This window comes from Hydrogenophaga sp. (genome assembly GCF_051007235.1).
In the GTDB taxonomy this organism is placed as follows: Bacteria; Pseudomonadota; Gammaproteobacteria; order Burkholderiales; family Burkholderiaceae_C; genus Hydrogenophaga.
Map to the genome: position 1 here is coordinate 1 of NZ_JBPCSJ010000526.1, position 11765 is coordinate 11765.

10 protein-coding genes are annotated in these 11765 nt (G+C 67.0%); 2 read left to right on the forward strand and 8 right to left on the reverse strand.

Annotation, left to right across the window (positions count from 1 at the left end; genetic code table 11):
- Positions 1 to 450, forward strand: a 450-nt coding sequence (locus tag ACR2JA_RS18605; RefSeq protein ID WP_434010556.1) for an ATP-binding cassette domain-containing protein, incomplete at its 5' end; no start/stop codon positions are given.
- A gap of 584 nt (positions 451 to 1034) precedes the next feature.
- Entirely contained in the window at positions 1035 to 1727 is a 693-nt protein-coding gene (gene urtE, locus ACR2JA_RS18610) for an urea ABC transporter ATP-binding subunit UrtE (RefSeq protein ID WP_434010564.1), read from the forward strand.
- A 123-nt stretch (positions 1728 to 1850) separates the two neighbouring features.
- On the opposite strand, the gene ACR2JA_RS18615 is transcribed toward urtE, so the two are convergent.
- The 8 genes from ACR2JA_RS18615 to ACR2JA_RS18650 form a co-directional block, all read right to left on the reverse strand.
- Complete coding sequence (locus tag ACR2JA_RS18615) at positions 1851 to 3542, reverse strand: response regulator (RefSeq protein WP_434010557.1); 1692 nt, start codon at positions 3540 to 3542, stop codon at positions 1851 to 1853.
- A 175-nt stretch (positions 3543 to 3717) separates the two neighbouring features.
- Positions 3718 to 4548, reverse strand: coding sequence for an urease accessory protein UreD (locus ACR2JA_RS18620; RefSeq protein WP_434010558.1), 831 nt, complete (start codon positions 4546 to 4548; stop codon positions 3718 to 3720).
- A 29-nt stretch (positions 4549 to 4577) separates the two neighbouring features.
- Entirely contained in the window at positions 4578 to 5054 is a 477-nt protein-coding gene (locus ACR2JA_RS18625) for a nucleoside deaminase (protein ID WP_434010559.1), read from the reverse strand.
- Positions 5055 to 5182: 128 nt separating this feature from the next.
- On the reverse strand, positions 5183 to 5947 hold the full coding sequence (locus tag ACR2JA_RS18630; RefSeq protein ID WP_434010560.1) for an ABC transporter permease: 765 nt from the start codon (positions 5945 to 5947) through the stop codon (positions 5183 to 5185).
- A 115-nt stretch (positions 5948 to 6062) separates the two neighbouring features.
- Complete coding sequence (locus ACR2JA_RS18635) at positions 6063 to 6824, reverse strand: ABC transporter ATP-binding protein (RefSeq protein WP_434010565.1); 762 nt, start codon at positions 6822 to 6824, stop codon at positions 6063 to 6065.
- A 147-nt stretch (positions 6825 to 6971) separates the two neighbouring features.
- Entirely contained in the window at positions 6972 to 8003 is a 1032-nt protein-coding gene (locus ACR2JA_RS18640) for an ABC transporter substrate-binding protein (RefSeq protein ID WP_434010561.1), read from the reverse strand.
- Between the two features lie 378 nt (positions 8004 to 8381).
- The gene (locus ACR2JA_RS18645; protein WP_434010562.1) at positions 8382 to 9869 is read right to left on the reverse strand and encodes a nucleobase:cation symporter-2 family protein; all 1488 of its coding nucleotides are present in this window, start codon (positions 9867 to 9869) and stop codon (positions 8382 to 8384) included.
- A gap of 225 nt (positions 9870 to 10094) precedes the next feature.
- Positions 10095 to 11765: phosphate acyltransferase (locus ACR2JA_RS18650; protein WP_434010563.1), on the reverse strand; the 1671-nt coding region annotated here is incomplete at its 5' end.

The window sequence follows — 11765 nt, forward strand, 5'->3', positions numbered from 1 at the left end:
GTGTTCGAGAACCTGGAGCTGGCGCTGGCCACCGACAAGCGCGTCGGCCGCAGCATGGTGTTTGCGCTGACCGGCGAAGAGAAGGACCGGCTGGCCGAGGTGCTGACCACCATCCACCTGGCCGACAGCGCCGCGCGCCAGGCCGGATTGCTGAGCCATGGGCAGAAGCAGTGGCTCGAGATCGGCATGCTGCTGATGCAGGACCCGAAGCTGCTGTTGCTGGACGAGCCGGTGGCGGGCATGACGGACGAGGAGACGGCACGCACCGCCGAGCTGTTCCTGTCCTTGAAGGGCAAGCATTCGCTGATGGTTGTGGAGCACGACATGAGCTTCATCCGCGCGATTTCGGAGAAGGTGACGGTGTTGTGCGAGGGCTCTGTTCTGGCTGAAGGAACCTTGGATGAGGTGCAGGCGGATGAGCGGGTGATTGAGGTTTACCTTGGGCGCTGACCTGTCTTCTTTGTCGTTGCAGGTTGGCTTTCGTGGCGTGCCGGGTCTCGGCCCGGCGGCCGACTCACTTTCTTTTGCTTCGCCAAAAGAAAGTAAGCAAAGAAAAGGCGAGCCGGATGCGCTGTCCCGCCGCTGCGCTGCGGGCACACTGCGTTGCTCGGTCCGGGCGGGGTCTGCGCAAACTTGTCCGCTGCGCGGCCTTCGGACATGCGCAGCCCTGATCCGCCCAGCCCTGCGCTACTCGCCAGCGCATGACGGCGGGAATCGGGTACGGACTCCCCCTCGGGCCACCACGGTTGCGAGCGGTGGAGCCCGCTCCCGTCTGTGCCGTTCGGCCGGGCTGAGCAGCGCAGGGGCGCGGGGATCAGACATTCGCGTGTCCGAAGGCCGCGCAGCGGACAAGTTTGCGAATGTCCCCCGCGCACCGAGCAGCGCAAGGAACCGCGAAGCGGCCCGGGCGTCGGCTCGCCTTTCTTTTGCTTACTTTTCTTTGGCGAAGCAAAGAAAAGTGAGTCGGCCGCCGGGCCGAGACCCGGCCTGCAACGACAGCCCATGCGCTTGACAACGAGGACACCCCAATGAGCCTGCTAGAAGTCAAAGACGTCAACCAGTACTACGGCGGCAGCCACATCCTGCGCAACGTCAACCTCACCGCCGAACTCGGCGAAGTCACCGTCGTGCTCGGCCGCAACGGCGTGGGCAAGACCACGCTGCTCAAGTCCCTCATGGGCCTGGTGCCCATCAAGAGCGGCAGCATCACGCTGGACGGCCAACCCATCCACAACGCCACCCCTTACGACCGCGCCCGCGCCGGAATGGGCTTCGTGCCCCAGGGGCGTGAAATCTTCGGCCGCCTCACGGTGCAGGAAAACCTGCTCATGGGCCTGGCCTACAAGAAGGGCGGCACGCCCATCCCGGCCGAACTGTTCGAACTGTTCCCGGTCCTCCAGCAGATGCTGGGCCGGCGCGGTGGCGACCTCTCGGGCGGCCAGCAACAGCAGCTGGCCATCGCACGCGCGCTGGCCGCCGGCCCCAAGCTGCTGATCCTGGACGAACCCACCGAGGGCATCCAGCCCAACATCATCAAAGACATCGGCAAGGTCATCCGCATGCTGGCCGACCGCGGCAACATGGGCATCGTGCTGGTGGAGCAGTACTACGACTTCGCCGAAGAACTGGCCGATCAGTACGTGGTGATGGAGCGCGGTGAGGTGATCGCCAGCGGCCCGGGCAGCGAGATGCAGGCCAAGGGCATCCGCCAGCTCGTGGCCATTTGATCGAGGTGTGTCCGGCGTGTGTGGCTCAGCCAGGGGCACCGAGGAACCGGCTTTGCCGGGCCTCTGGTGCCGCCCCCTTGAGGGGGTGACGGCGCTCTGGCGCCGGCGCGGGGGTGGGCCCGTTCAGGCGCCGACCGAACCCATCTTGGCCAGCAGGCCTTCCGGGTTCGGCGGGCGGTAGCCCGCGGGCAGCGACACACCGCCCGCCGCGCGGCCGGTGGCGGCCTGCTCGCCCAGGCCGGCGTGGATGTCGGTGGTGCGGTACCGCTCGCGCAAAGCCTGTGCTTTCTTCAGCAGTTCGGCGTGGTCCGGGATGCGCGGCTCGTAGCGTTGCAGCACCAGGTGGGCCGATTCGATGATCTTCGCGTTCAGCGTGCGCTCGCCGTCGGCCAGCAGCTTGACCACCGCGCCCTGCGGATCGCCTTTGAGGCTGAGCGTCATGGCCTCCTCGGTGAGCTTGAGGATGTCGCTGTGCGCGTTGCGGACGCGGTTGATGAAGTCGTTGCGGCCCACCGCCGCGCAGGCCAGCAGCTCGGTCAGCGCGCGGCTGGTGCAAAAGCGCAGGCCCATGGTGTCCACCGCCGCGTCCACCTCGTAGAGCTGGATGGACCGCATGGCCAGCCGTGTCATCAGCGCCAGCAGGTTGCTGGCGGATTCGAAGTCAAAGGTCGGCTGCTGGATGGTCTTGGCCATGCGCCGCACCTCTTCCAGTGCGCTGGCGGTCTGGTACTCCTGGATGTAGACCAGCGCCTTGACCACGTCCAGCAGGCGCTGCAGGCGCGGCTTGTCGGGCTGCCGCCCGATCAGGTGCTCCAGCTGCTCCTGGCAGCGCGCCAGGGCGCGGTGTTCTTCGGCGTCCAGCCGTGCAAACGCCAGCAGCACGATGGCCTGCGGGTCGTAGAGCTTGGAGTCCAGGCCGAGGCGGGTGGCCCGGTCGAGCAGGACGACGCCTTCTTCGCGCTCGCCCGCGTACCAGGCCATCATGCCGTGCTTGAGCAGGCGGTTGACCGAGCCCGGCGTGAGCTGGGTCGACATCTTGAAGGTGGCCAGCGCGTTCTGGAAGTTGCCCAGTTCGAACTGGGCACGGCCCATCACGTCGTAGGCGTCGGTGTAACCCGGGTCGGTCTCGATCAGGCTCTCCAGCGTGGTGGTGGCGCGCTGCGGGTAACCGGCTTCGAGCTGCGCCCGCGCCACGCCGAGCTTGGCCCAGGGCAGGGTCTTGGCTTCCACCACCGCTTCGTAGAGCTTTTGCGCGTCGCCCAGGTGGCCCGAACGCAGCATCAGCTCGGCACCGATGCGTGCGGCGTACAGCCAGAACGGTTTGCGTTGTTCGAAATGCCGCTTGCACAGCTGGGCCGCTTCGTCGAAGTCCTCGCGCTCGATGACCGCGAAGATCTCCTTGAGCGCTTCCTTGCGTTCGCGCGCCTGGTGGATGCGCTCGACCAGGCCGGCCGCGGTGTGGGGTTTGAGCAGGTAGGCGTCCAGCGCCGATTCCGCGGCCTCGGCCACCTTGCTGTACGAGGACTCGGACGTGACCATCACGAACACGGTGTAGAACGGCAGCAGCTGGTTGCGGCGCAGGTCGTCCAGCAGGTCCTGGCCGGTGTCTTCCTCGCGCTCGAAGTACTGTTCGCAGATCACCACGTCGAAGGTGCCCATTTCCAGCTTCATGCGCGCGTCCACCAGGCGCGAGACCTGCACGATGGTGCCCACGCCCGCGTCGCGCAGCTGGTTGACGATGATGGAGCGCGATTGCGGGTTGCCATCGATGACCATCGCCTTGGCGTCGTGCAGATCGGTCGCGCTGGGGTTCATGGTGGAAAGTCTGTGGCCAACAAAGGTTCTGGAACCCAAGGGGGGCCCTGCACCGATTCTGGGCGCTGGCCGCCCGCCGTGGTGCGGTGAACAGTGTGACAAAGACCACGCATTTCTGGCGCAACAGCCGCCGGACGGCGCAGCGGCCGCGCCGATCGCCCCGGAGGGCGGCGGATCAGACCTGCCAGATGCGCGGTGCTTGCGCCGGCAGGCCCCAGGCCACCGGCCGCAGCGCCGCCCAGGCCTGTTGCAGGTGGGCCATCAGCGGCTCGACCAGCGGGGCCAGCGCCCGCACCACCACCAGCCGCGGGTGCGGGCTGGTCACCCCGGCGTGCACGCCATCGGGCCGCTGGCCCAGGGCCTGCTGCGCGGCGGCCAGCAGGGCCTCGCGCCGTTCGCGCCCCAGCGGGCTGCCGGTGGCCAGCACCAGGGTGCCCATGCAGCGTTGCCCGGCCAGACCCAGCGGCGCGTTCAGCAGGCGCTGGTCGGTGGCGGCGATGCGGGCCTCTTCCAGCCACACGCCGGGAATGGCCATGCGCTGGTGCAGCTGGCCGGTGTCGAACGGCTGGCCGGCCGAGGGCAGGCCCAGCGCGGTCACGTCCCAGGCCATGAGCTCGGCGCCCGGCGCCAGCGTGGCCTGCCAGTGGTTGACGGCGTGGCAACCGGGGTAGGCGATGGCCTCCAGCGGCAGCCATTCCAGCCGCGCGCCCTCGTCCAGTGCGATGTGCACGCGCTGCGTGGCCGCCTGCTCGTCGGCGGCGTAAAAACGCGTGGCGCCGGGCGTGCCGATGAAGCCATGCGCCCCGCTGCCCACCCTCACGGAGATGTCCAGCACGTCACCGCCGACCAGGCCGCCGGGCGGGTGCACGATCACGTTGTGGCAGATGGCCTCACCCTCGGGGTAGAGGCTCTTGAACACCCGCAGCGGGCCGTCGTGCGCGTGCTGCAGCACGGTGCGGGCGCCGTGCGCGGTGTAGTCCAGCGAGAGGTGGGCGTGCCAGGGCATCGGGTGGGCGCGGACCGGTGCCGTGGCGCTCAGCGCCGCGACCAGAAGTCGCGGTGCGGGTCCACCATCTCGGCCTCCAGCGCCGGGATGGGGCCGATCACGTCAATGGCTTTCTGCCCGCGCGCGATGAGTTCGCGGCAGGGCAGGGCCAGGGTGGGGTTCTCGGCGTGGTTGCCGGTGAGCGCGAGCAAGGCTTCTTCGCTGGCGCCGTAGACGATGCGGCCGATGTTGGCCCAGTACACCGTGCCGGCGCACATGGCGCAAGGCTCGAAGGTGGTGACCAGGGTGCAGCCCCACAGAAAGTCGGCCGGGTAGTTCAGCGAAGCCGTGCGCGCCAGCGTGGCCTCGGCGTGGTGCACGGTGTCGATGTTGCCCTGTTCGGCCAGCACCGTCTCGCCATCGGGCGCCACCAGCAGCGCGCCGAAGGGGTGACGCCCCATGCGCATGGCGCGCAGGGCCACGTCGTTGGCACGGCGCAGGTGGCGGTCGATCTGATCAGGGGTCATACGAAGTGCAAGTCCGGTGGAGCGAAGTGTCTGAGGCCAGGGACACCGCGGAACGGGCTTTGCCCGGCCGCAGGTGTCGTCCCCCCGCGCAGCAGCAGGGGGGAAGCGGCGTCAGCCGCGCAGGGGGGTCATCCCTGGCTCCCGCGGTGGGCCCAGCCGGTGGTGTGCTTTTCCACAAAGCTGAACAGCTCGTACATCACCATGGCCATGATGCCGACCACCAGCAGGCCGCTGAAGGCCAGGCCCATCTGCATGGAACTGCCGGCCGAGATCAGCAGGTAGCCGATGCCTTCGTTGGCGGCGGTCATCTCCGACACGGTGGTGCCCACAAAGGCCAGCGTGATGGCGACCTTGAGCGAGCCGTAGAAGTAGGGCATGGAGCGCGGCAGGCCGACCTTCATCAGCACGTCCCAGCGCTTGGCGCCGAGCACGCGCAGCACGTCTTCCAGCTCGGGTTCCAGCGTGGCCAGGCCGGTGGCGATGTTGACCAGGATGGGGAAGAAGCTGATCAGGAAGGCCGTGAGGATGGCCGGGCCGGCGCCGATGCCGAACCACACCACCAGGATGGGCACGAAGGCCGCCTTGGGCAGGGCATTGAAGGCCGTCATGAGCGGGTAGACGGCGGCGTAGGCCAGGCGCGAACTGCCGATGAGAAAACCCAGCAGCACGCCGACGACGATGGCGATGCCAAAGCCCGCCATCGTCACCCAGAAGGTGCGCCAGGCGTGGCCGAGGATGGTGGTCTTGTGCTCCAGCGTCTGTTCCCAGATGCGCGAGGGGCTGGGGAAGATGAATTCCGAAACGCCGAAGCCGCGGCAGATCACTTCCCAGAGCACGACGATCGCGATCAGCAGCAGAAAGGGGGACCAGCGTTCGATTTGTTTCTTGTTCATGGAGAGAAGACTCCTTGGGTTTCGTTCGAGAACACCGCGGAACTGGCTTTGCCAGGCCGCAGGTGTTGCCCCCTGGGGGGTGACGGGCATCAGGCCGGCGCGGGGGGAGCCTGGTCTATTGGTTGATCGTTGCGCCGGCCTTGCGCATGGCGCCGATGTGGCCGCGCAGCTCGTGCACGATGTCGGTGAAGTGCGGCGTGTAGGTCACTTCCAGGTCGCGGGTGCGCGGGATGTCGATCTCGCGCTGCACCACGAACCGGCCGGGGCTGCGGCTCATGCAGTACACCGTGTCGGCCAGGAAGACACTTTCGCGCAGGTCGTGCGTGACCAGGATGACGTTGAAGCGCTGCGCCTCCCACAGGTCGCGCAGCGTGCACCACAGCTCTTCGCGGGTGAAGGCGTCGAGCGCGCCGAAGGGCTCGTCCAGCAGCAGCATTTTGGGTTCGTGGATCAGCGCACGGCAGATGCTGGCGCGCTGCTGCATGCCGCCCGAGAGTTCCCAGGGAAACTTCTTCTCCATGCCGCCCAGGCCCACGCTGGCCAGCAGCTTTTTGGCGCGCTCCTCGAATTCCTTGCGCCGGTCCTTGAACTGGCTGCGGTACGGCTCCACGATCTCCAGCGGCAGCAGCACGTTGTCCAGCGTGGTGCGCCAGGGCAGCAGGCTGGGCGCCTGGAAGGCCATGCCCGAAATCTTCAGCGGGCCGGTGACCGGCTGGCCGTCGATAGTGATCTTGCCCCGGCTGGGCATCTTCAGCCCGGTGGTGAGCTTCATGAAGGTGGACTTGCCGCAGCCCGAAGGCCCGACGATGGCGATGAACTCGCCCTTCTTCACCTTCAGGTTGATGTCTTCGACGGCAAAGACGTTTTTGGCCAGCAGCTCGTCGTTGTAGGCGAGCCAGACCTGGTCGAAATCGACAAAGGGTTTTTCGGTGGTGGAGGCGTCGGTCTTGGAGCGGTCCTGAAAAAAAGGCCAGCCTGCTGGTGCAGCGGGCTGGCCCAGGCCAACGTCAGGTCGGGAGAAACGTCACTTTTTGGCCGGCGGCAGGATGTTCAGCTCGGCCGCGCTGGGCAGCATGGAGCCGTTCCACACCACCTTGGGGTCGATGCGGGTCTTGGTGGCGTACGCGTCCGACACCTGCGAGGCCATCAGCGCCATGCGGCCGGGGTTGATCTGGCCAAAGCCTTCCTTGCGCGCATCGGGGCTGGCCACCACGGCGTCGATCGCCATCTGCAGGCGGCGGGTCTCCAGCGCCACGTTGATGATGCCGTCGCGGGCCTTGACGGTCTCGATGCCGGCGGCCGGGTTGGCCATGACTTCCTTGGCGCCCTTGGCGAACGACGCCAGGAAGGCCTTGACCGCGGCCGGGTTCTCCTTGATCAGCTTGGGGCTGGCGATGACCACGTTGCCATACAGCTTCACGCCGTTGTCGGCGTAGGGCAGGATGACCACGTCTTCGGCTTTGACGCCGCGCGCCTCCAGGTTGAGCAACGAGGTGAACGAGAAGCCGGTGATGGCCTCGATGTCGCCGCGCACCAGCATGGTCTCGCGCAGCGGCGGGTCCATCGAGGTCCAGGCCACGCTGCCGATGTTGTTGGCCTTCTGGAAGATCGGGAACGCCTTGCGGCCGGCGTCGAACACCGGGGCGCCGAGCTTCTTGCCGTTCAGGTCGGCCGGTTTGGTGATGCCGCTCTTCTTGAGCGCGAGCACGGCGGCGGGGGTGTTGTTGTAGACCATCATCACGGCCACCGGCTTGTTGGGTGCGTCCGGGTTGTTGGCGTGGAACTCCATCAGGGCGGCCATGTCGGCAAAGCCCATGTCGTAGGTGCCCGAGGCCACGCGCGTGACGGTGCCGCCCGAGCCGTTGCCGGCGTCGATGGTCACGTCCAGGCCAGCGGCCTTGTAGTAGCCCTTGGCGGCCGACTGCAGGAACAGCGCGGCGGGGCCTTCGAAGCGCCAGTCGAGCTGGAACTTGATCGGTGTCTCGGCGTGGGCGGTGCCGAAGGCGGCGGCAGCGGCCAGGGCCGCTGCGGTCTGGATGAAGTGGCGCTTGTTCATGGGTTCTCCGGTGGAAAGCGGTTGGCGCAGGCCAGCGGCCGGCGCTCGGACCTCCTCAGCAAAATCGGTGCCAGGAAGGCAGGGCGCGGCCGCCGTGAACACAGAATGTGTATACAGATTCTGGGTGGTGCGCACCCGCCGCGTCATCCGGAGCAACCCTGTATTGGTGCATGCCCAACCAGGCTGCACCAAAACGAAACCTTGCGTGCACAAAAAAGGGCCCCGAAGGGCCCTGCTAGTGTTCGTTTGGGGCGCTGTCAACGACTCCTTCTCCGGCGCAAACGGCTCAGTCCAGGATGCGGCGGAACCGGCTTTGCCGGGCCGCACCGCATCGCCCCCTTGAGGGGGTGCGCGCAGCGCGGCAGGGGTGGACCCAGCTCAATGCGCTTCGGCCTGCTGGGCGGCCCGGATCACCGCCGCCTCGTCGCTCTTGCCGCCGTTGAAGAACAGGTTCAGCAGCACCGCGGCAATGGAGGCCAGCAGGATGCCCGACTCGATCAGCGGGTGGATGCTGTGGGGCATCCACTGCTTGAAGTTGGGGGCGATCAGCGGGATCATGCCCACGCCGATCGCGATGGCCACGATCATGGCGTTGAAGCGGTTGGTCTTGAAGTCCACTCCGGCCAGGATGCGGATGCCGGTGGCGGCCACCATGCCGAACATCACCAGGCCCGCACCGCCCAGCACCACGGTGGGCAGCGACTCGACCAGCGCCGCCATCTTGGGCAGCAGGCCCAGCACCACGAGGATGACGCCACCGGCCACACAGACGAAACGGCTCTTGACGCCGGTGACCGCGACCAGGCCCACGTTCTTCGAGAAACTGGTGTAAGGGAAGGTGTTGAACACACCGCCGATCAGCGTGCCCAGGCCGTCGGTGCGCAGACCACGTGTCAGGGCGGCGCGGTCCACCTTGCGGTCGGTCATCTCGCCCAGTGCGAGGAACATGCCGGTCGACTCGATCATCACCACGATCATCACCAGGGTCATGGTGATGATCAGGATGGGGTCGAACACCGGGGTCGCGATTTCGAACGGCAGCACGATGTCGACCCAATGGGCCTTGGCCACCTTGTCGAAGTTCATCACGCCCATCATCGTGGCGACCACGCCGCCGATGACGATGCCCAGCAGCACCGAGATGTTGGCCAGAAAGCCCTTGGCGTAGCGCGCGATCAGCATGATGGACACCAGCACCAGGGCCGCGATGCCCACGCCGTTGAGGTCGGCGTACTTGGGGTTGGGCAGCTTGGGCACCAGGGCCAGGTCTTTGGGTACTGCGGGCAGCACCGAGCCGGGTGCGCCGGCGCTGGCGCTGACCTGGGCCAGCCACTGCGCGTGTTCCGGGCTGACCACCGCGGGCGCGGTGGGCCCGACCGGGTTGCCGAAGATCCAGTTGATGCCCACGCGCATCAGGCTGATGCCGATGACCAGGATGATCGAACCCGTCACCACCGGCGGGAAGAAGCGCAGCATGCGGCTGATCAGCGGCGCGATCAGGATGGAGATGACCCCCGCGCCGATGATGGCGCCGAAGATCAGGCCCGCGCCCTCAGTGCCCGGGTTGCTGTTGGCCATGGCCACCATGGGGGCGACGGATGCGAAGGTCACGCCCATCATCACCGGCAGCTTGATGCCGAACCACTGCGTCGCGCCCAGCGACTGGATGAGCGTGACGATGCCGCAGCAGAACAGGTCGGCCGAGATCAGCATGGCCACCTGTTCGGGGCTGAGCTTGAGGGCCCGGCCGACGATCAGCGGCACGGCCACGGCGCCGGCGTACATCACCAGCACGTGTTGCAGGCCCAGTGCGGCCAGCTTGCCGGTGGGCAGGACTTCATCCACGGGGTGGACGGTGTTGCTCATCTGGAGATCTCCTTGTTCGGTGGTGCAAACCTGCCGGTAGGGCAGGACATGGTTTGCAATGCATGCAAAACTGTATACAAATTATGTGCACCAAATTATGGCGATCCCATCGGGGAAACCCTTGTCTGCGGGTCGATGCGGTCGCCGCCCGTCGCCGGGGCGCCCGCCACATGCGCAAAAAAAAGGGACGCCGAAGCGTCCCTGTGGGTAGCGGCGGTGATCCGCTCAGTTGCGAGCGTTCGACGCGGCGGCCAGCGCCGTCATGTTGAGCACGCGGCGCACCGTGGCGGCTGGCGTCAGGATGTGGGCGGTGCGGGCCACGCCGGTCAGCACCGGGCCCACGGTCACGCCGCCGCTGGCGATGGTCTTGAGCACGTTGTAGAGGATGTTGGCCGCGTCCACGTTGGGGCAGATCAGCAGGTTGGCCGAGCCCGTCAGCGTCGAGTCGCCCATGTAGGCGGCGCGGATCTCGGGCTGCAGCGCGGCGTCGCCGTGCAGCTCGCCGTCGCATTCGATGTCCGGGTGGCGCTCGACAAAAATGTCGCGCGCCGCGCGCATCTTCTTGGCCGAGGCTCGCTTGCTCGAACCAAAGCTGGAATGCGAGAGGAAGGCCACCTTGGGCGGCAGGCCGAAGCGCTGCACTTCCTGCGCGGCCATCCAGGCGATCTCGGCCAGCTGTTCGGCGCTGGGGTCTTCGTTGACGTAGGTGTCGGCAATGAACAGCGGGCCCTGGCTGGTCATCAGCGCGTTGACGGCAGCGTAGTTGCTCACGCCGGGCTGCTTGCCCAGGATGGCGTCGATGCGCTCCAGGTGCGTGGCGTAGGTGCCCACCAGGCCACACACCAGCGCATCGGCATCGCCCAGCGACACCATCAGCGAACCGATGATGGTGTTGGAGCGGCGCACCGCGGCCTTGGCCACTTCGGGTGTGGCGCCGTCGCGTTTCATGAGCTGGTGGTAATGCTCCCAGTACTGGCGGAAGCGCGGGTCGTCTTCGGGGTTGACGTTCTCCACGTCCACGCCCAGGCGGATGCGCAGGCCGGCCTTTTCGATGCGGGCGTTGATGACGGCCGGGCGGCCGATCAGGATGGGCGTGGCAATGCCTTCGTCGATCGCCATCTGCGCGGCGCGCAGCGCGCGTTCGTCTTCACCGTCGGCGTAGGCCACGCGCTTTTTGTTGCCCGGCAGCGCCTTGGCGGCGTTGAAGATGGGCCGCATCAGGATGCCGGTCTGCGTGACGAAGCGAGAGAGCGACTGTCGGTACGCGTCCATGTCGGTGATGGGCCGCGTGGCCACACCCGAATCGGCTGCGGCCTGGGCCACAGCCGGCGCGATCTTGAGGATCAGACGCGTGTCGAAAGCCTTGGGGATGATGTAGTCGGGGCCGAACACCAGGTCTTGTCCGGCGTAGGCAGCGGCCACCTCGTCGCTGGTTTCGGCCTTGGTCAGGTCCGCGATCTGGCGCACGCAGGCCATCTTCATTTCTTCCGTGATCTTGGTGGCGCCACAGTCGAGCGCGCCGCGGAAGATGTACGGGAAGCACAGCACGTTGTTGACCTGGTTCGGGTAGTCCGAACGGCCGGTGGCGATGATGCAGTCTGGCCGCGCGGCCTTGGCCACTTCGGGGCGGATCTCGGGTTCCGGGTTGGCCAGGGCCAGGATGATGGGCATCGTGCCCATGCTTTTCACCATCTCCGCGTCCACCACCCCCGCGGCCGAGCAGCCCAGGAACACATCGGCACCGTTCATGGCATCGGCCAGCGTGCGCGCGGCGGTGGTGCGGCAGTAGCGTTGCTTGGACTCGTCGAGCTTGCCGGCCAGCGCGTCGGCGCGCTCGGTCTGGATCACGCCCTTGGAATCGCACACCAGGATGTTTTGAATGTTCACGCCCAGGTT